Source organism: Lysobacter dokdonensis DS-58 (assembly GCF_000770795.1).
GTDB lineage: Bacteria > Pseudomonadota > Gammaproteobacteria > Xanthomonadales > Xanthomonadaceae > Noviluteimonas > Noviluteimonas dokdonensis.
This window is the reverse complement of record NZ_JRKJ01000021.1, coordinates 194,639-212,915: the sequence shown is the minus strand read 5'-3', so window position 1 is coordinate 212,915 and position 18,277 is coordinate 194,639. Positions and strand designations below refer to the sequence as shown.

18 protein-coding genes are annotated in these 18,277 nt (G+C 68.6%); 6 read left to right on the top strand and 12 right to left on the bottom strand.

The window, feature by feature from the left end; genetic code table 11:
* Window positions 1-8 precede the first annotated feature (8 nt).
* Genes LF41_RS13765 through LF41_RS13750 form a run of 4 tightly spaced genes read right to left on the bottom strand, consistent with a single transcriptional unit; the run spans window position 9 to window position 2,250 of the window.
* Window positions 9-224: a zinc-finger domain-containing protein gene (locus LF41_RS13765; RefSeq protein ID WP_036170690.1), complete on the bottom strand. Its 216-nt coding sequence runs from the start codon at window positions 222-224 to the stop codon at window positions 9-11.
* A 59-nt stretch (window positions 225-283) separates the two neighbouring features.
* A complete protein-coding gene (locus LF41_RS13760) occupies window positions 284-1,009 on the bottom strand; it encodes a pirin family protein (RefSeq protein WP_036170687.1) in 726 nt (241 codons plus the stop codon).
* The gene (locus tag LF41_RS13755) at window positions 1,006-1,590 is read right to left on the bottom strand and encodes a YceI family protein (protein ID WP_036170684.1); all 585 of its coding nucleotides are present in this window, start codon (window positions 1,588-1,590) and stop codon (window positions 1,006-1,008) included. The genes LF41_RS13760 and LF41_RS13755 overlap by 4 nt, the downstream gene beginning before the upstream one ends.
* Before the next feature lie 51 nt (window positions 1,591-1,641).
* Window positions 1,642-2,250: a malonic semialdehyde reductase gene (locus LF41_RS13750; protein ID WP_036170681.1), complete on the bottom strand. Its 609-nt coding sequence runs from the start codon at window positions 2,248-2,250 to the stop codon at window positions 1,642-1,644.
* Window positions 2,251-2,367: 117 nt separating this feature from the next.
* Between LF41_RS13750 and LF41_RS13745 the strand changes: the two genes are divergently transcribed.
* A complete protein-coding gene (locus LF41_RS13745; RefSeq protein WP_036170678.1) occupies window positions 2,368-3,339 on the top strand; it encodes a mitochondrial fission ELM1 family protein in 972 nt (323 codons plus the stop codon).
* Here the strand turns inward: LF41_RS13745 and glnE are convergent.
* The 8 genes from glnE to groES form a co-directional block, all read right to left on the bottom strand.
* Window positions 3,336-6,086 carry a bifunctional [glutamate--ammonia ligase]-adenylyl-L-tyrosine phosphorylase/[glutamate--ammonia-ligase] adenylyltransferase gene (gene glnE, locus LF41_RS13740; RefSeq protein ID WP_036170675.1) on the bottom strand — a complete coding sequence of 917 codons (2,751 nt, stop codon included), beginning with the start codon at window positions 6,084-6,086 and terminating at the stop codon, window positions 3,336-3,338. The genes LF41_RS13745 and glnE overlap by 4 nt on opposite strands.
* Window positions 6,087-6,243: 157 nt before the next feature.
* A complete protein-coding gene (locus LF41_RS13735) occupies window positions 6,244-7,848 on the bottom strand; it encodes a flavin monoamine oxidase family protein (protein ID WP_052116455.1) in 1,605 nt (534 codons plus the stop codon).
* Between the two features lie 60 nt (window positions 7,849-7,908).
* Window positions 7,909-8,685, bottom strand: a complete 777-nt coding sequence (locus LF41_RS16305) for a TorF family putative porin (protein WP_084073654.1) — start codon at window positions 8,683-8,685, stop codon at window positions 7,909-7,911.
* 9 nt (window positions 8,686-8,694) lie between these two features.
* Window positions 8,695-9,927 (bottom strand): S8 family peptidase, encoded by a 1,233-nt coding sequence (locus LF41_RS13725; protein ID WP_161786971.1) that lies wholly within the window; start codon window positions 9,925-9,927, stop codon window positions 8,695-8,697.
* 2 nt (window positions 9,928-9,929) lie between these two features.
* Window positions 9,930-10,583, bottom strand: coding sequence for a zf-HC2 domain-containing protein (locus LF41_RS13720; RefSeq protein WP_036170671.1), 654 nt, complete (start codon window positions 10,581-10,583; stop codon window positions 9,930-9,932).
* Window positions 10,580-11,191: an RNA polymerase sigma factor gene (locus tag LF41_RS13715; RefSeq protein ID WP_052116452.1), complete on the bottom strand. Its 612-nt coding sequence runs from the start codon at window positions 11,189-11,191 to the stop codon at window positions 10,580-10,582. The genes LF41_RS13720 and LF41_RS13715 overlap by 4 nt, the downstream gene beginning before the upstream one ends.
* Window positions 11,192-11,327: 136 nt before the next feature.
* The gene (groL, locus tag LF41_RS13710) at window positions 11,328-12,965 is read right to left on the bottom strand and encodes a chaperonin GroEL (RefSeq protein WP_036170668.1); all 1,638 of its coding nucleotides are present in this window, start codon (window positions 12,963-12,965) and stop codon (window positions 11,328-11,330) included.
* Window positions 12,966-13,024: 59 nt separating this feature from the next.
* Window positions 13,025-13,312, bottom strand: a complete 288-nt coding sequence (groES, locus tag LF41_RS13705) for a co-chaperone GroES (protein WP_036170665.1) — start codon at window positions 13,310-13,312, stop codon at window positions 13,025-13,027.
* A 597-nt stretch (window positions 13,313-13,909) separates the two neighbouring features.
* On the opposite strand from groES, the gene LF41_RS16300 reads away from it, so the two are divergent.
* The 5 genes from LF41_RS16300 to accB all read left to right on the top strand — a co-directional run bounded on the left by LF41_RS16300 (window position 13,910) and on the right by accB (window position 18,270).
* Entirely contained in the window at window positions 13,910-14,338 is a 429-nt protein-coding gene (locus tag LF41_RS16300) for a helix-turn-helix domain-containing protein (RefSeq protein ID WP_084073651.1), read from the top strand.
* Window positions 14,339-14,423: 85 nt separating this feature from the next.
* Window positions 14,424-16,610 carry a protein-disulfide reductase DsbD gene (locus LF41_RS13695; protein ID WP_036170988.1) on the top strand — a complete coding sequence of 729 codons (2,187 nt, stop codon included), beginning with the start codon at window positions 14,424-14,426 and terminating at the stop codon, window positions 16,608-16,610.
* The gene (locus LF41_RS13690) at window positions 16,607-17,203 is read left to right on the top strand and encodes a TlpA disulfide reductase family protein (protein ID WP_036170663.1); all 597 of its coding nucleotides are present in this window, start codon (window positions 16,607-16,609) and stop codon (window positions 17,201-17,203) included. Before LF41_RS13695 ends, LF41_RS13690 begins: the two co-directional genes overlap by 4 nt.
* Before the next feature lie 126 nt (window positions 17,204-17,329).
* Entirely contained in the window at window positions 17,330-17,785 is a 456-nt protein-coding gene (gene aroQ, locus LF41_RS13685; protein ID WP_036170660.1) for a type II 3-dehydroquinate dehydratase, read from the top strand.
* Window positions 17,786-17,793: 8 nt separating this feature from the next.
* On the top strand, window positions 17,794-18,270 hold the full coding sequence (accB, locus tag LF41_RS13680) for an acetyl-CoA carboxylase biotin carboxyl carrier protein (protein ID WP_036170657.1): 477 nt from the start codon (window positions 17,794-17,796) through the stop codon (window positions 18,268-18,270).
* The last annotated feature ends 7 nt before the right edge of the window (window positions 18,271-18,277 follow it).

Sequence of the window (18,277 nt, the reverse complement as noted above, 5' to 3'; positions counted from 1 at the left end):
GGTGTGCGTCAGTCGACCAGCACGAAGTGCGCGCCGCAGTACGGGCACTGGCTCTCGCCGCCGTCCTGCACGATCGGCAGGTACACGCGCGGATGCGAATTCCACAGGGCCATCTCGGGCAGCGGGCAGCTCAGCGGCAGGTCGGCCTGGCGGACTTCGTAGCGCGTCTGCGCATTGGCCGGGGCGGCGGCGACGGTCGAACGGGGCTGCGGGGATTCGGCCATGGCGGATGCGCTTTGCGTGGGGATGGTGCGGGCGGGAAGTTTAGCAGCCGGCCCGGCGGTCACGCCGGCAGCTCGAAGAACAGCACGTCCGCAGGCTCCGCGCCGCGGCCCGCGAGCCGGCGCGTGCCGGCTTCGTCGGCGAAACCGAGCGCATCGCCGGCGGTGAGCGCCCGCCCGTCGAAATCGACATCGCCCGTGGCCACATGCAGCCAATACTTGCGCGCCGGATCAAGCGCGACCTCGACTGCCTGGCCCGACGTCAACCGCACCGCGCGCAACCAGGCCTGCTGGCGCAACGGCAGGCCGCCGTCCGCGCCATCGGGCGCGGCGAGGGTTTGCCAGCGGCCGTCGCGCTCGCGCGCGTCGAACGCGCGTTGCTCGTACGCCGGCTGCGCATTGAGCCGATCGGGCTGGATCCAGATCTGCAGGAAATGCACCGCCTCGTCTTTCGAGCCGTTGAACTCGCTGTGTTCGACGCCGTGGCCCGCGCTCATCCATTGGACTTCGCCGGGGCGCAGCACGCCTTCCCCGCCCAGGCCTTCGCCAGTGGTGTTGTCGCGATGCGCGAGCGCGCCGGACAACACGACGCTCAGGATTTCCATGTTGGCGTGCCGGTGCGGCGGGAACCCGCCGCCCGGCGCCACGATGTCTTCGTTGACCACGCGCAGCGGCCCGAACCCCATCCATTGCGGGTCGTAGAAGTGGCCGAACGAAAAGGTGTGGCGGCTGTGCAACCAGCCGGCCGACACCTCGCCGCGCGCCGCCGCGGGCCGCTCGAGGATCATTTCTTGTCGCCTTCCTGCGGCACGGTGGCCTCGGTGGTGATGCGCAGCGTGATCTCGTCGCTGACGTTCGGGATGAACTTCGCCACGCCGAATTCGCTGCGCTTGATCGTCGTCGTCGCGCTGAAACCGACCTTCGGCGCACCGTTGCGGCCTTCGCCCGCCTTGTTGAGCGTGACATCGAGCACGACAGGCTTGGTGACGTCGCGGATCGTCAGGTCGCCCGTGACCTTGAGCTTGCCGCCCTCGCCCTTCTCGACCTTCGTGCTCTTGAACTTCGCCGTCGGGAATTTTTCCGCATCGAAGAAGTCGGCGCTCTGCAGGTGCTTGGTCAGGTCCGGCACCAGCGCGTTCAAGCCGGAAAGCGGAAGGGTGACCTCGACACTGGAGGCTTCGACCTTGTCGGCGTCGTACACCAGCGTGCCGTCGACCTCGCCGAAGTTCGCGACCGGGTTGGAATAGCCGAAGTGGTTCCAGGACGCCAGGACCTGCGTGTGGTTCGGATCGAGCTTGTAGGTCGCGGGCGCGGCCTGCGCGAGGCCGGCGGCCAGCAGGAGCGAAGTCAGGAGGAGCTTGCAGCGCATCGTGCGATTCCTTTGCGTGGGGGTCGGAAGATCAGGTACGGAGCGAACGGCTCAATCGATGCGGCAGGCTTCGTCGAAGTTCAGCCGCGGCGAACGGGGGAAGATCGATGCGGGGTCGCCCTTGCCCAGGTTCACGAGGAAGTTCGAACGCCACGTGGTGCCCGGGAAGAACGCCGCGTCGACCTTCGCGTTGTCGAAGCCCGACATCGGGCCGCAATCCAGGCCGATCGCGCGCGCGGCCAGCAACAGGTACGCGCCCTGCAGGCTGCCGTTGCGCAGCGCGATGGTGCGCAGGTCGGCCTCCGGCTTGGTGTCGAACCAGCCGCGCGCGTCGGTGTGCGGGAACAGCACCGGCACCTTCTCGTAGAACGCCATGTCGTACGCGACGATCGCCGTGCACGGCGCAGCCATCGTCTTCTTGTAGTTGCCCTCGTCGAGCGCGGGGCCGAGCTTGGCCTTGGCATCGGGCGAGCGCACGAACACGTAGCGCGCCGGGCAACTGTTCGACGTGGTCGGGCCCCACTTCAACAGGTCGTAGAGCTTGTGCAGCGTGGCGTCGTCGACCTCACCGGTGAACCGGTTGTAGGTGCGCGCCTGCCGGAACAACTGGTCGAGCGATGCGTCGGGCAGCGTCGGCTTGAAGGCGTTGTCGTCTTGCATCGTGGAGCGGTCCGTGCCGTAGGGCGCAGTTCGCGCCGAGACGTGCAGTGTAGAGTGTCGCGCGTCAAGCGGCCGACACGGGGCCGCAACGCACCCATCCGACCGGTGAACACACGCATGGCGCAGTCCCCCGCCGCTTGCTGGACGCTCACCGACGGCCGCGCCGGCAACGTGCGGCAGGTGCGCGCGCTCGCGATCGCGATGGGCTTTGCGGACGCGCGGGAGGTCGCGCTGCAACCGCGCGCGCCCTGGCGCTGGGCCGCGCCGCGCGTGGTGCCGGGCAGCGCCCATGCCTTCGCCGGATTCGCGGAACTGATCCAGACGCCTCCATTGCTCGCCATCGGCTGCGGGCGGCAGGCGGCGCTCGCCACGCGGCAGTTGCGGGCGCGCGGCGCGCGCGTGGTGCAGATCCTCGATCCACGCGCCTCGACGGCATCGTGGGACGTGGTGATCGCGCCCGAACACGACGCGCTCGCGGGCGACAACGTGATCACGCTGGTCGGCAGCCTGCATCCCGTCGACGATGCGTGGCTCGCGCAGGCGCGCAACGACTATTCGATCCTCGCGCCGCTCGCCGCGCCACGCACGACACTGCTGCTCGGCGGGCCGTCGGAGCACATCGGCGCCTACGACACCGCTGCGCTTGCGCGCGACCTGCAACGGCTCGCATCGCGCGTGCGGGCCGAAGGCGGCAGCCTGCTGGCCACCACCTCGCGCCGCACCTCCGCCGATTGGGCGCAGGCATTGCGTACGCAGTGCGGCGACGTTCCCGGCCTGCGCTGGTTCGCACCGGCCACCGCGAGCGGCGACGACAGCGACAACCCCTATCCCGGCATGCTCGCATGGGCGGACCGCATCGTTTGCACCGGCGACTCGGTGAACATGCTCAGCGAAGCGTGCGCGACGCGCGTGCCGGTGTTCGTGCTCGGCGGCGACGCGGTGCGCGGCAAGTTGCAGCGCTTGCATGAAGCGTTGCATCGACTGGGGCGCGTACGCGCCTTCGATGACGCGTTGGCGTCTTTCGAAGTGGAACCTTTGCGGGAAACCGCACGCGTCGCTGCGGAAGCCCGCGCACGCCTCGGGCTTTAGAGCGCCGTCACTGCCGCCTTGATCACGACGCGCGCCCCGGCGATCGCGTCCGTCTCCGCCGTGATCCGCGGCCGCCGATCCAACGTGCACCGCAACCCCGCCTCCAGCAACGCCGCATGCGCACCGATCAGCGCCTCGCACGCCTCACGCTCGACCAGTCCCGCCTCGCACGCCACCCGCAACAACCCCGGCGTATCCCTCGGCCCGAGCCATCGCGCATCGTCGTCCGCGCGGTCCAGCACGCGCCACTGCAACAGGAACTCCAGGTCGACCAACCCGCCCTCGCCCTGCTTGAGATCGAAGCGCGCCGCGTCGCTGCGGTCCAGTTCCGCGCGCATCCGTTGCCGCATCTGCACCACTTCGTCGCGCAGTTTCTCCGGTTCGCGTGCACGCGCCAATGTCTGCGCGCGCACACGCTCGAAATCGGCGAGAAGCGATGCATCGCCCGCCACGCCCCGCGCACGCACGAGCGCCTGGTGCTCCCACGTCCACGCGCGCTCGCGCTGGTACTCCGCGTAGCTCGCCAGACTCGACACCAGCAACCCCTTCGCGCCGTCCGGCCGCAAGCGCACGTCGACGTCGTACAGGCGCCCCGCGCCCGTCACGGTGCCGAGCAGCGCGACGACCTTCTGCGCGAGGCGCGCGAACCAGCGCGACGCATCGAGCGCACGTGCGCCGGCGGAGTGGGCCCCGGGCGGCGCGTCGTACAGGAACACGAGGTCGAGGTCGGAGCCGAAGCCCAGTTCTTCACCGCCAAGGCTCCCATAACCCAACACGGCGAATCGCGCATCGGGCACGCGACCGTGCGCGCGTTCCACTTCCCGCTGCGCGACGGCCAGGACGACATCGACCACCGCGTCGGCGAGCCACGCGAGTTGCCGTGCACTGTCCTGCGCCGATTGCCGCCCGTCGAGCGTGGCGAGTGCCACGCGGAAACTCAGCGCCTGCCGGATCTCGTTGAGCGCCATCAGCGCGAGTTCGGCATCCTCCTCCCGCAACGTCGCGTTGCACGCAGTGGCGAGCGCATCGCGATCGGGCAGTGCCTCGGTGTTGCGGCGATCGAGCAATTCGTCGAGCAGCAACGGATGCGCGGCGATGCGCTCGGCGAGCAGCGCGCTCCCCGACACCACGTCGACGAGGCGCGCGAGTGCCGCGGGCTGTTCGTCCAGCAAGGCCAGGTAACTCGCGCGACGCAACAGCGTGTGCAGCAGCGGCAGCACGCGCCGGAGCGCGGCGTCCGGCTGCGACGAGCGCGCCGCAGATGCGAGCAATGCGGGCAGCACGCGATCCAGCCGCGCGCGCGTGGCATCGGACAGCGTGCGCACGCCGGGGGCGCGCGCGAAATCGCGCAGGCTGCCGTCCAGCGTTTCGGTATCGCGGAAGCCGGCATCGATGAGCGCCTGCACATCGCCCGCGTCGGGCAATGCGCGCCAATAGGTCGCCAGCTCGCTCGGAGCGACCGAGCGTCCGCGGGGTGCGAGCAACGCTTCGAACTCCGTGGCGACGCGCGCGCGGTGCGCGTCGAGCGCGGTGCGCAGCGCCGACCAATCGACATACCCCAGCCCGCGGGCGATGCGATGACGGTCGAGTTCGTTCGACGGCAACGCATGCGTCTGCGCATCGCGCAGCATCTGCAGGCGGTTCTCGACGCGCCGCAGGAAGCGATATGCATCGGCGAGCGCGACGCCGGTCTCCGGCGCGACCTGCCCGGCCTGGACGAGCGCGTCGAGCGCGGGCAGCAGGCGCCGTTCGCGCAACACCGGCTCGCGACCGCCGCGGATCAGTTGCAGCGCCTGCACCAGGAATTCGATTTCGCGGATGCCGCCGGGCCCGCGCTTGACGTCGTCGGCGAGTTCCTTGCGCGCGACTTCCGCGGCGATGGCCGCCTTCATCTCGCGCAGGCCATCGAGCGCGCCGTAATCCAGATAACGTCGATAGACGAAGGGCCGCAACGTCTCGAGGAATCGCAACCCCGCCGCGATATCGCCAGCGACCGGGCGTGCCTTCTGCCAGGCATAGCGTTCCCAGTCGCGACCTTCGCGCTGGAAGTACTGCTCCATCGCCGCGAACGGCAACGCCACGCGGCCGGCGTTGCCGAACGGGCGCAGGCGCAGGTCGACGCGATGCGAGAACCCGTCCGCCGTCGTTTCGTCGAGCAGCTTCGCCAGTTGTTGCCCCAGGCGCGCGAAATGATCTTCGGCCGCGAGGACGCGCGCGCCGTCGCTTTCCCCGTCCTGCGGATAGGCGTAGACAAGATCGACGTCGGAAGAAAAATTGAGCTCGCCGCCGCCGAGTTTTCCCAGGCCGAACACGACGAGCCGCTGCACGCTGCCGTCGGGCGCACGCACGACGCCGAAGCGTTCGGCGAATTCGCCTTCGAGCGCTTCGAGCGCGGTCTGCAGGCAGGTTTCGGCGAGGTGCGTGGTGCCGGCGAGCGTCGCATCGACATCGTCGAGGCCGGCGATGTCGCGCCAGATCAGGCGCGTGGATTCACCTGTGCGGTAACGGCGCAGCAATGCCGGCCACTCGCTGCGTGACACGCGCGTCAGCACGGGTGGCGGTGTCGGCTGGTGCGCGGCGAAGCGCTCGACGAGGGCGGGTTGCTTGACCAGCGTGTCGATCGCGAAGTCGCTGGCACGCGCAATGGCATGCAACGTGGCCTCGATTCCGGGCGCCCAGGGCGTGGGCACGGCGGCGCGCAGGCGGTCGAGTTGGCGCGCGGCGTGGGCGTCTGCGGGGTCGGTCATCGCGCCAATGATCGCATCGCCAATTAAAAAGCCCGCCCCGGACGAACCGGTTGCGGGCCTGCTCCCTCCCCCACGTCGGGATGCGTGGCGAGAGTGAAGGAATCGTTACATCGATTGCACGCTGCACTGCAAAAAAAGACTGGCGGGTACAGGAAGGTCAGGCGGTGCGGCGTCTCTGAATGGGGAAACGGCCCGCTGCAGCTGCGGGGCGCAGGGAATCCAGGACTGCTTGCGCCGCCAACTGCCCCGACTCGCACCCGCCTTCCATGAACCCCTGCGTGTCCAGCGCGCAGTGTTCCCCGGCGAAGTGCAGCCGGCCCACGGATTCGCCCATCACGCCGCGCAGCGTCGACCAATCGTTCGGACGCAGGCAGGCGTAGCTGCCCATCGACCAGGGATGTGTCGGCCAATGGAAACGCGCTTCGCGCGGATTTGTGCGCAGTGCGGCCAAACCGGGCCACACACGATCGAGCGCCGCCGTCGCCGCATCGGCCTGCATGCGCGGCGTCCCTTTCCCCAGTTCGACCCCATGCCGGCCGCCGGTGAAGTTGGTCAGCGTGCCGGCCTCGCCGGGTTGCTTGCGCGATGTGTCCCACGTCGTCTGGTACGGCAGGTCGGACATCGATGCGCCATTGGCATCGTGTGCGCGCCATGCGCGGCGGTCGTAGCCGATCATCAACTTCGCGTTCGTGCCGTACGCCAGGCGGTCGATCGCGTTGCGTTTCCGCGCGGGCAGCGGGATGTCGATTTGCACGTTGCGCAAGAGGGTGAACGGCAATGCGAGGATCACGTGTTGCGCACGCATGTCGATTCGCGCGTCGTCGATGGCGAACGTGAGGCGGAAACCCTCGCCTTCGGCGCGCACGGCTTCGAGCATGTGACCGGTTTCGATCGACCCGGCCATGCGCGTGGCCAGCGTGCGCGGGATGAGGTCGTTGCCGCCGCGCACATGGAAGCGTTCGTCACTCTCGCCGAAGATCTTGAACGCATCCGCGTCTTCCGTGCCGATGAAGGTCAGGAAATTCAGCGCGCTCTGTTCGTCGATCTCCAGGCCCATCTCGGTGGTGTACGCCACGTCGATCAATTTGCGCAGCCAACCGGACACCTGGTGCTTGTCCAGCCAGTCGGCGACGGACATCGCGTCGAGCGCACGGAATGCGGGGTTGGCGTCGGTGTGGTCGAGCGCGCCGTCGCCGAGCGATTCGACATCGCGGACGATCGCCTGGGCCAGCGGCGCGAACGCGCGCACGATTTCTGTTTCGCCGATGCGGCGTCCGTCGAACCACCACGTGTCCGCAGCCGTTTCGCCGGCGAGCAGGTCGTCGAGCTCCAGGCCGAGTTCTTGCGCGAGCGTGCGGATGCGCGTGTGGCCGGTGTCGATCAGTTCGCCGCCGAGTTCGATTACCTGCCCGTTCGGGAAATGATCGCGCAGGCTGAGCATGCGGCCGCCGACGCGCGACTGTGCTTCGTAGACGCGCGCCGGCACGCCCGCCGCGCGCAAGGCCCATGCCGCGCTGAGGCCCGCGATACCGGCGCCGACGATGGCGACCTCCGGGACGTTGATGGCGCGCGGGACGATTGGCGCGCACGCCGTCAGTGCGAGGCTCGCGGCCGCGCCTTGCAACAGGCGACGGCGCGTTGCATCCACGCGCAGTTCCATCCCGCGTTCGTGGAATTCGTCCAATGGCATGTCGACGCGCGCGGCGTTGCGCGCGATGCGCGCGGCGCGTTGCAGGAGGGCGAACAGCGGCGTGCGTGCCATGGCGGGAACTTCCGTGTGGGCGTCCAAGCAGGAAACGCGAAGGCCGCGAGCGACGGGCCATTACCAGCGATGCATGCACCCCAGCACCCAGCCGGCGCGATCGCGCGCATCGAAGGGCGCGGCGTATGGCGTGGCGTCATCTCCGTCGACGTGCTGCCAGGTCAGTTGCACGTCGCACACGCGCGTGACCAGCGACACGCCGGTGCGCACGTCGATGCGCGTGCGGTCTTCGCTCGTGCGATCGGGCACGTACGTGGCGTACTGCGCGGAGTAGCCGCCCGAGGCCGGGTAAACGGCTGCGCGATAGTCCGATTCCCCGCTCCGCGTCACGCCCGCATGCCACAACCACTGCACGCGGTCACCGAACGGAACACTGCCGTCGGCTTCGACATACCAGTTCGAGACCTGGCCGAAATAGTCGGGGGCGTAGTGCACGCGTAGCGAAACGCGCCGCAACGCCAGGCCCGCGTGCAGTTCGACATAGTCCGCCGATGTATCGGCGGTGAAATGCGAGTAGCGCACGCCGACATCCCAACTGCGGCCCTGTTCGTCGCGTCGCGCCCAGCCCGCGTAGGGAATCCATTGCGCGCCCGAATCCCCGGCGTATTCCGCGCTGGAGGCGAACAGGCCCGCGTATGCGCCCTGCGCCCAGTCATGCGCGACGCTGGCCTGCACCGCCGCATCGCCGCCGCTCAACGAATAACCGCGGTAGCGATAATCCGACACGACGCCGACGCTGCCCGACACCTGCGCATGCGCCGACCACGCGCAGCACGCCGCCAGCGCGGCGCACGCGCATCGCAGTCGACGGCGATTCCGATCCCTGGCGTTGCGCACCGCGGCCCTCTAGTGGCGCGGCGTCTCCTGTGCGTCGGCGAGCCTGCATCCGCAGGCGCATCCGGGGCCGGCGCGCGCGAAGGCGGCGCAGGCGTCGATCGGCAGGGGTCGCGCCGGGACCGAGCCTAGCGCAGCCGTGCCCGCAAGGGCGTCACGGACCGCGGGGCCCCGCAGCTTGGGTGCGGCATCGCGCAACAGCGCGATCAGCCCGCTGACTTGCGCGGCGGCGAACGAAGTGCCGTTCACGAGGCCCCACCCCCCGTCGAGCGTGGTCGTCGGCAACGCATCCGCTGGCGCCAGGAAGGTGCGCATCGGCAACGCGCGATCCGGTTCTCCGGCTACCGCGATCACGCCGGCCATCGATGCGGGAAATCCGCCGTCGCGTGCGCGCGGGTCCACGGCGGCGACGATGTTCGCGCCACGCGCCGTCGCGACGTCGATCAATCGGGCGAGCAATACATCACGCGGCCCGCCGAGGCTCAGGTTGATCACCTGCGCGCGCTGCTCGATGGCGAACTGCAAGGCCTTCGCCAGGGTGAAGCTGTTGCAGCGCGCGCGGCCGCTGCGGTCGGACTGCCAGCAGGCGCGCAGCGCGAGGAGTCTGGCGCCGGGGGCGACGCCCGCGATGCCCATGTCGTTGTCGGCGCGCGCAGCAATCAGGCCCGCGACCTCGGTGCCATGCGTTTCGGGCACCTCGCGCTTCGCATCGTCGATGACGAAATCGCGCGATTGCGCGACTTGCCCGCGCAGGTCCGCGTGCGAAGCAGCCACGCCGCTGTCGATCACCGCGACCGTGATGCCACGGCCCGTGGCATGCCGGTGCACTTCGTCGAGTTTCCAGAGTTTCTGCGCGGGTTGCGCCGGCGCCAGCGGATCGCCCAGCACTTCGAACTGCTGCATCGGTTGCACGGATTCCACGCGCGGGTCGCGCGCCAGCGCTTCGACGGCGCCCGCGGCCGCCTGTGCGTCGCGGGCCTGCAACACGTAGCAATCGACGCCGAGCGCGGGCATCGCCCAATCGCTGCGGACGGTCAGGCCATTCGCCGCGGCCAGCTTGCGTGCGATGCGCGCCCGCGCCTGGTGCCCCGGCGCGTTGCGATAGTCGCCGACGTAACCCGCTTCGGGCGTGTCATGCACCGCCGGCGCGCGGAGCATGACCAGCAACGTATTCGCGTCGTCGTGGGCTCCGGCGAAAGCGCCACCGGCGCAGATCGCGAGCAGCAGGAAGAGCAGCGCGCGCACGGTCACTCCGGCGGCGCGAGGCGTTCGGCCATCGCCACGCCCGGCGATGCGCGCAGTGCGTTGCGCACGGCGTCGGCCTGCCCGGGCGGCGTGGCCAGGAGGAAGGCGCCCGCAGCGTTCGGCCCGTCGACGATGCGCGCGCGGTTCGCGCCGAGCAACTCCCGCAACTGCGCATCGGTGATGCGCGGGTCGAACACGACGAGCAACGTGTCCTGCGATGCGCGCGGCGCGGGTGTCGCGGACAGCGTCGTGAAGGTGTGCGCGGCCGGTCTGGGCTCGCCGACGAGGAACATCGCGAGCACGGCGATGAAGGCGCACTGCGCAGCGAGGGCGACCCGCAACCATGCCGGCGTTGCGGACCAACCGCTGCGCACCCGCAGCCAGTCGAACTTCGCAGCCGGGCGGTAGCGCGCGGCATGCAGGCGATCGCGCATGCGGATCCATCCGCGGTCGATGTCGCGCGCGTCCGCGACCGGGGCGTGGTCCATCAATGCGCGCATCGTCGCCAGGTCCGCGCGGCACGCGGCGCATTCGAGCAGGTGCGCACGCACGCGGGCGTCGTCGTCTCCCTCGAGCGTGGCGTTGGCATACCACGGGAGCAGACGCTCGACGTCGCGGTGCGCGTGGCCTTCGAAATTGAGGACACGTCCGCTCACAGCGCCTGCGCTCCTTCGTCGCCGAGCAACGATTTCATGTGGCGCCTTGCGTAGAACATGCGCGTCTTCACCGTCGCCACCGGGCAACCGACGACGTCGGCGATCTCCTTGCAGCTGTAGCCGTGGAAGTAGGTCAGGTCGATGACCGCGCGGTGTTCGGGGGAGAGTTGCGCGAGCACCGCATCGAGGCGTTCGCGCAGTTGCGCGTGCGCGAGTTCGCCATCGGGTTCGGCATCGCGTGGCGCGGCGGGTTCGTCGATCGGATCGGGCAGCGACCAATCCAGGCGGCGCAACGCCTTCAACGCCTGGCGGTACGCGATGGCGAACAACCAGGTCGAGACGCGCGAGGTCGCGTCGAAGGTGTGGGCCTTGCGCCACGCGACGAGCATCGTGTCGTCCAGCACTTCGTCCACCATCGTCGACTGCCGCAACATGCCGCGCAGGAAACGGCGGAGCCTCGGGTGATAGGCGCGGTACAGCGCCTCGAACGCGCGCACGTCCTCCATCGCCACGAGGCCGACGAGGTCGACTTCGTCCATCGCGATGGAACGGTCGGTCGCCTGCGGCGGCGTGCCGGTGCGACCGTCGCATGGGCCCTGCTGCGCCATCCGACCCTCCTGTCGCCCGTGGGTACCCGACCGGGGGCGGCTGGTTCAAGACGATACGCCGGGGGCGTGAGGGCAAAAAGAAAGGCCCGCTTGCGCGGGCCTTTCCGGTACATCGGGAGCGGGATTCCTGACTTCGTCAGAAGTCCATGCCACCCATGCCGCCCATGCCGCCGCCCGGCATCGCCGGTTCGTCCTTCTTCGGCAGCTCGGCGACCATCGCTTCGGTCGTGATCATCAGGCCGGCGATGGAGGCCGCGTTCTGCAGCGCGGTGCGGGTGACCTTGGTCGGGTCCAGGATGCCGAACTGCACCATGTCGCCGAACTCGCCGTTGGCGGCGTTGTAGCCGAAGTTGCCCGAGCCTTCCTTCACGCGGTTGACGACGACCGACGGCTCTTCACCGGCGTTGGCGACGATCTCGCGCAGCGGCGCTTCCATCGCGCGCAGCGCGACTTCGATGCCGAAGTTCTGGTCTTCGTTGGCGCCCTTCAGGCCCGCGATGGCCGCGCGCGCGCGCAGCAGCGCGACGCCGCCGCCCGGCACGATGCCTTCTTCGACCGCCGCACGCGTGGCGTGCAGGGCGTCTTCGACGCGCGCCTTCTTTTCCTTCATCTCGATCTCGGTCGATGCGCCGACCTTGATCACGGCCACGCCGCCGGCGAGCTTCGCCACGCGTTCCTGCAGCTTCTCGCGGTCGTAGTCCGAGGAGGTCTCCTCGATCTGCGCCTTGATCTGCTTGATGCGCGCTTCGATGCCCGACGCGTCGCCCGCGCCGTCGATGATCGTCGAGTTTTCCTTGGTGACCTGGATCTTCTTGGCGCGGCCGAGATCCTTGATCGTCGCCTTCTCGAGCGACAGGCCGACTTCCTCGGAGATCACGGTGCCGCCGGTGAGGACGGCCATGTCTTCCAGCATCGCCTTGCGACGATCGCCGAAGCCCGGAGCCTTCACGGCGCAGACCTTCACGATGCCGCGGATGGTGTTGACCACGAGCGTGGCGAGCGCTTCGCCTTCGACTTCCTCGGCGACGATGAGCAGCGGCTTGCCGGCCTTCGCCACGCCTTCCAGGACGGGCAGCAGGTCGCGCACGTTCGAGATCTTCTTGTCGTGCAGCAGGATGAAGGGATCATCCAGCTCGGCGGACATCGACTGCTGGTTGTTGATGAAGTACGGCGAGAGGTAGCCGCGGTCGAACTGCATGCCCTCGACGACGTCGAGCTCGTTCTCGAGGCCCGAGCCTTCTTCAACGGTGATCACGCCTTCCTTGCCGACCTTCTTCATCGCTTCGGCGATGATGTTGCCGATCGATTCGTCGGAGTTGGCCGAGATCGTGCCGACCTGCGCGATGGCCTTGTCGTCGGCCGTCGGCTTGCTGAGGTTCTTCAGCTCGGAGACGGCGGCGGTGACCGCCTTGTCGATGCCGCGCTTGAGGTCCATCGGGTTCATGCCGGCGGCGACCGCCTTCATGCCTTCGCGGATCAGCGCCTGCGCCAGCACCGTTGCGGTGGTGGTGCCGTCGCCGGCGTTGTCGGACGTGCGCGACGCGACTTCCTTCACCATCTGCGCGCCCATGTTCTCGAACTTGTCGGACAGTTCGATTTCCTTGGCGACGGAGACGCCGTCCTTGGTGATCGTCGGGGCGCCGAAGCTCTTTTCGAGCACGACGTTGCGGCCCTTCGGGCCGAGGGTGGCCTTGACGGCATTGGCGAGCACGTTGACGCCGCGCACCATCTTCGCGCGCGCGTCCTCACCGAAACGAATTTCCTTGGCAGCCATTGCGGATTACCTCAGTAGATAAGAGTTGCTTTGTTCTTGTGCGATGCGAAGGGCGACGCTCAGCCGAGGACGGCGAGGATGTCGTCTTCCTTCACGACCAGGTATTCGGTGCCGTCGAGCTTCACTTCGGTGCCGCTGTACTTGCCGAACAACACCTTGTCGCCGGCCTTGACCTTCGGGCTGCGCACCGAGCCGTTGTCGAAGACCTTGCCTTCGCCGACGGCGACGACTTCACCCTTGATCGGCTTTTCCGTCGCCGAGTCCGGGATCACGATCCCGCCGGCCGACAGCTTTTCTTCTTCCATGCGCTTGATGACCACGCGGTCGTAGAGCGGCTTGATGTTCATTGACAACCCTCGCAAGTGCTTGATGTGGCTGGTGAAAGGGCGCGAATTCTAGCAGTCGCGGGAAACGAGTGCCAAAGTCCGCGCGAAATAAAGCCCGCAACGCGGGTCGGGCAAGGACGTGAGGATGGCGATCGGGGGTTTCAAGGGCCCCGGGAGATGGGGACCCCCTCCGGCTGGCGCAGGGGGAAGGGCCAGAGGGGGTCCCGCGGAGACGCTCCAGAGAAAAAAGGGCGCGCACGTGGCCGTGCGCGCCCTGGGGTCGGGAGTTGCCGGTCCGTGGCGGGCGATCCCTCACCCGTCCTCCACCCCCAGTCCGTTGTCTTGCCGAACGTCCCTTCGACGCGCCGAGAATTGCGGACTTCGTCCCCCTTGTGAAGGGCGGTAACGGCCGTGGATGGGTGCGTAGCGGTAGCGAAAACCGCCGTTTACAGCCTGTGTTCCAGCGCGGGGCTGGTGCCCGCTACCAAAAGTAGACAGGTTGCTGCCATTATCATTCACGGGGTGAAGCGCGGTAACATTGGCGCTTCATACCGGCAGTTGGCGTGTGTAACGTGCGGACACGCCTTCACTTGGCATGGATTTTTCTCCGCAACCACCATGACGTCTCAACAACGCATCCGCCTCGCGCGACGGCACGCCGCCATGTCGCAGACGCAACTCGCCCAGGCCGTGGGCGTGCAGCGTAGTGCCGTCAGCCATTGGGAAGCGCCGCAAGGCAAGAACCCCAGCGTGAAGCACCTGCGCGAAATCGCGATGGTGACGGGCGTGCAGTTCGAGTGGCTCGCCACGGGCCGCGGGCAGATGGCGCCCTCGCGCGAAACGGTGCTCGATTCGGTCGCCGCGGTCGATGCGTTGCTTGTCGACGACTCGCTCGAACAACGCCTGCTCGTCGCCTTCCGCGAAGCCCCGGTGCGCGCGCGCCTTGCGCTGGTGGAGCTGATGGAAGAACTCGCGAGCCAGCGCACGGGCCGTCCGCGCGGGAAGTCGCTGATGACCACCGACGCGTATTACGACAGCCTCGACTGAAATCGCGGCACTTAGCCGCACCGGGCGACCCGGTTACGCTATGGCGCTCCGTTTCGGCGCCTGATCGGTCAAGACCGCAATGACGATGTGTTTCCGACGCGCCACGACGGCGTTGCTCGCCCTGTTGCTGGGCGCGGCGTCCTTCGGTGCGCACGGGGTCGACGAGAAAGACCTCCTGCCGGTGGACCAGGCCTTCGCCTTCGAGGCGAAGGCGTCTTCGCGCGACACCATCGCGCTGACCTGGCGCATCGCTCCGGGCTACTACCTGTATCGCCATCGCACTTCGGTCGAATCTTCGGACTTCGTCGGCGCCGCGCTCTCGATGCCGCCCGGCAAGCACAAGCGCGACGAATTCTTCGGCGATGTCGAAACGTATCGGACGTCGCTGGAGGCGCAGGTCACCGGCACGCCCGCCAACGACGCGGGCACCGTTACGCTGAAAGTGAAGTACCAGGGCTGCGCGGACGTGGGCGTGTGCTATCCGCCGCAGACGCGCATGGTGCAGGTCGCGTTGCCGTCGGCGGCGGCTTCGCGCTTGTTCGATGCACCCGCGCCCGCGGGGCCGTTGCAGTTCGGCGTCGCGAAAGGCGAACCGTTGCCCGAAGCGCAGGCCTTCACCATCGAAGCGATCGCCGATGGCGGCAACGGCCTGCTCGTGCGCTTCGCGCCGGCGCCGGGCTATTACCTCTACCGCGACAAGACGCAGCTCGCCTTCGATGGCGAGGGCATCACGCTCGGCGCGCCGAAGTGGCCCGGGGGCAGGCAATACCGCGACGAACACTTCGGCGATGTCGTGGTGTTCTTCGATCCGGTCGATGTCGCGGTGCCCGTGCGCCGCACGCATGCACGCCCGGTCGATGGGACGCTGCGCGTGACATTCCAGGGCTGCCAGGACGGCGGGATCTGCTATCCGGTGATGACGCGCGCCTTGCCCGTGTCCTTGCCTGCGGGCGAGGTATCGGCCCCGGCGGCGGATGTGCCGACGCTCGCCGAAGACCAGCGCCTCGCGCAAAACCTCGGCGGCAAGCAGCGCGCGTGGACGTTGTTGTTGTTCTTCGTCTACGGGCTGGGCCTGGCGTTCACCCCCTGCGTATTGCCGATGGTGCCGATCCTCTCGGGCCTGATCGCCGGCCGCGGCGAACGCATCGGTGCATGGCGCGGTTTCTCGTTGTCGGCGGTGTACGTGCTCGCGAGCGCGGTGGTGTTCACCATCGCGGGCGTGTTCGCCGGGTTGCTCGGCGCGGCGGCCAACCTGCAGGCGGCGATGCAGAACGCGTGGGTGCTCGGTGCGTTCGCGTTGTTGTTCGTCGTGTTGTCGTTGTCGATGTTCGGCTTGTATGAACTGCAATTGCCGGCGGGCCTGCGCGCGCGCCTTGGCGCGGCGAGCGACCGCCAGCGCGGCGGCTCGTGGGTGGGCGTGGCTGCGATGGGCGCGTTGTCGGCGTTGATCGTCGGGCCGTGCGTCGCACCGCCGTTGATGGGCGCGGTGCTGTACATCGCGCAGACGCGCGATCCGGTGCTCGGCGGCGCCGCCTTGTTCCTGCTCGCGCTCGGCATGGGCGCGCCGCTGATTGCGTTCGGGATCGCCGCCGGCCGCGGCATGCCGACGAGCGGGCCGTGGATGATGGCCGTGCAGCGTGTCTTCGGGTTCGTGTTCCTCGGCCTTGCGATCTGGATGATCTCGCGCGTGATCCCGGCGGCATGGACGCTTGCGCTGTGGGGATTGCTCGCGCTCGGTGCGGCGACGTGGGCGTTCACGCTCGGCAGCAAACCGCGCTCGCGGTTGGCGGCCCGTTTCGCTGGCCTGGTGCTTGCGGTCGTGGGCGCCGCGGAACTGCTGGGCGGATTCGCCGGCGGGCACGATCCCCTGCAACCGCTCTCCGGTTTGCGCGGCGAGCAGCGCGAGGCGATCGCCTTCAAGCGCATCAAGTCCGTCGCCGATCTCGATCGCGAAGTCGCGGCCGCGCGCGCGGCCGGCAAGCCGCTGATGCTCGATTTCTATGCCGACTGGTGCGTGAGCTGCAAGGAGATGGAGAAGTACGTCTTCACGCAGCCCAAGGTGCACGCGGCGTTGCGCGACTACGTGTTGTTGCAGGCGGACGTGACCGCGAACGACGCGCAGGACCAGGCGCTCATGCAGCGCTTCGGGATCATCGGCCCACCGATGTCGCTGTTCTTCCGCGATGGGCGGGAGCGGCGCGAACTGCGGCTGACCGGATTCGAGGAAGCCGACGCGTTCGTCGAGCGCGCGCAACACGGCGCGGCGCGATGAACACCACGACGAAGGTCGTTCTGGTCGCATTGGCCGCGGGCGCGCTCGGCGTGGTCGCGAGTCTGCTGACCTCGGGCGCCGGGCCGCTGTGGCGGACCGAGGTCGGGCAGCGCGCACTCAACTCCGCGATGCAGGCATCGGCGCCGCCGGTGCCGGAGGGCGTCGAAGTCGCCGAGCGCGGCGAACGCGTTCCGGACTTCGCGTTGCGCGGCCTGGATCGCAGCAGGGTCACGGTGCCCGCGCAGTACGCGGGGCGCCCGGTGCTGATCAACGTCTGGGCCAGCTGGTGCGGCCCGTGCGTGAAGGAGATGCCCGCGTTGCAGGCGTTCTCGAAGGAACAGGCCGGCAATGGCGTGCAAGTCGTCGGCATCGCGCTGGACGATGTCGACGCCGTCCGCGCCTTCGTCGACCGCACCGGCGTCACCTACCCGATCCTCGTCGATACCCCGGGTCCTGCCGATGCCGGCGTCCGCCTGGGCAATCCGAAGGGCGTCCTCCCCTATTCGGTGCTGGTGTCCGCCGACGGGCGGCTGCTGAAACAACGGATCGGGCCCTTCGAAGAAGGGGAAATCGCAGGCTGGGCAAAGGATTAGAGGGCTTACTCAAAGGTCGGCATAAGTCCTGCGAACTTCGTCGATACGGTAGAGAACTGCGGCTTCGCTTCTGGACACACCGGGTGGGTTCGGCCAGACTGCGCGTCCGTCCCGCTGGCCCCATCGATGGCGAAGCTGCTGGTCCTGCATGGCCCCAACCTCAACCTGCTCGGCACGCGCGAGCCGGAGGTCTATGGCCGCACGACCCTCGCGCAGATCGACGCGGACCTCGCGCAACGTGCGCAGTCCGCCGGGCATGCCATCGAAAGCCTGCAGTCCAACGCCGAGCACGTTTTGGTCGAGCGCATCCAGGCCGCCCGCACCGACGGCACCGCCTTCGCACTGATCAACCCGGCCGGGTTCACGCACACCTCCGTCGCCCTCCGCGACGCGCTGGCGGCGGTCGCCCTGCCCTTCATCGAAGTCCACCTGTCCAACCCGCACGCGCGGGAACCGTTCCGCCGCACCAGCTACTTCAGCGACATCGCCGTCGGCGTCGTCGCGGGTTTCGGCGCGGCGAGCTACCGGCTCGCGCTCGACGCCGCCCTGCAGCGGCTCACTCCCACCGACACCGCACCCTGAGGCCCGCCATGGACCTGCGCAAAATCAAGAAACTCATCGATCTCCTCGAAGAATCCAACCTCGCCGAGATCGAGATCAAGGAAGGCGAAGAGTCCGTCCGCCTGGCGCGCGTGCCGCGCGGCGGCGTGACCGTCGCCGCCCCGCAGGTCATGCCGATGCACGTCGAATCGCGCCCCGCGCCGGTGATGCCGATGGCGGGCCCGACCGAAGGCGTCAGCGGCGGCAGCGCCAAGGCCTCCGACCTGCCGGAAGGCCACGTCGTCCGCGCGCCGATGGTCGGGACGTTCTATGCCTCGCCCTCCCCCGACAAGCCCGCGTTCGTCACCGTCGGCCAGGCGGTGAAGGCCGGCGACACGCTCGGCATCATCGAGGCGATGAAGATGTTCAACCCCATCGAGGCCGACGTGTCGGGCACGGTGCTGAAGGTCCTCGTGGAAAGCGGTCAGCCGATCGAATTCGACGAACCGCTCTTCGTGATCGGCTGAGGTCGCC

Bases quoted from the DNA above. Each gene is read 5' to 3' on its own strand.
- LF41_RS13765 (WP_036170690.1), bottom strand. From the start codon at position 224: ATGGCCGAATCCCCGCAGCCCCGTTCGACCGTCGCCGCCGCCCCGGCC.
- LF41_RS13760 (WP_036170687.1), bottom strand. From the start codon at position 1,009: ATGATCCTCGAGCGGCCCGCGGCGGCGCGCGGCGAGGTGTCGGCCGGC.
- LF41_RS13755 (WP_036170684.1), bottom strand. From the start codon at position 1,590: ATGCGCTGCAAGCTCCTCCTGACTTCGCTCCTGCTGGCCGCCGGCCTC.
- LF41_RS13750 (WP_036170681.1), bottom strand. From the start codon at position 2,250: ATGCAAGACGACAACGCCTTCAAGCCGACGCTGCCCGACGCATCGCTC.
- LF41_RS13745 (WP_036170678.1), top strand. From the start codon at position 2,368: ATGGCGCAGTCCCCCGCCGCTTGCTGGACGCTCACCGACGGCCGCGCC.
- glnE (WP_036170675.1), bottom strand. From the start codon at position 6,086: ATGACCGACCCCGCAGACGCCCACGCCGCGCGCCAACTCGACCGCCTG.
- LF41_RS13735 (WP_052116455.1), bottom strand. From the start codon at position 7,848: ATGGCACGCACGCCGCTGTTCGCCCTCCTGCAACGCGCCGCGCGCATC.
- LF41_RS13715 (WP_052116452.1), bottom strand. From the start codon at position 11,191: ATGGCGCAGCAGGGCCCATGCGACGGTCGCACCGGCACGCCGCCGCAG.
- groL (WP_036170668.1), bottom strand. From the start codon at position 12,965: ATGGCTGCCAAGGAAATTCGTTTCGGTGAGGACGCGCGCGCGAAGATG.
- groES (WP_036170665.1), bottom strand. From the start codon at position 13,312: ATGAACATCAAGCCGCTCTACGACCGCGTGGTCATCAAGCGCATGGAA.
- LF41_RS16300 (WP_084073651.1), top strand. From the start codon at position 13,910: ATGACGTCTCAACAACGCATCCGCCTCGCGCGACGGCACGCCGCCATG.
- LF41_RS13695 (WP_036170988.1), top strand. From the start codon at position 14,424: ATGTGTTTCCGACGCGCCACGACGGCGTTGCTCGCCCTGTTGCTGGGC.
- LF41_RS13690 (WP_036170663.1), top strand. From the start codon at position 16,607: ATGAACACCACGACGAAGGTCGTTCTGGTCGCATTGGCCGCGGGCGCG.
- aroQ (WP_036170660.1), top strand. From the start codon at position 17,330: ATGGCGAAGCTGCTGGTCCTGCATGGCCCCAACCTCAACCTGCTCGGC.
- accB (WP_036170657.1), top strand. From the start codon at position 17,794: ATGGACCTGCGCAAAATCAAGAAACTCATCGATCTCCTCGAAGAATCC.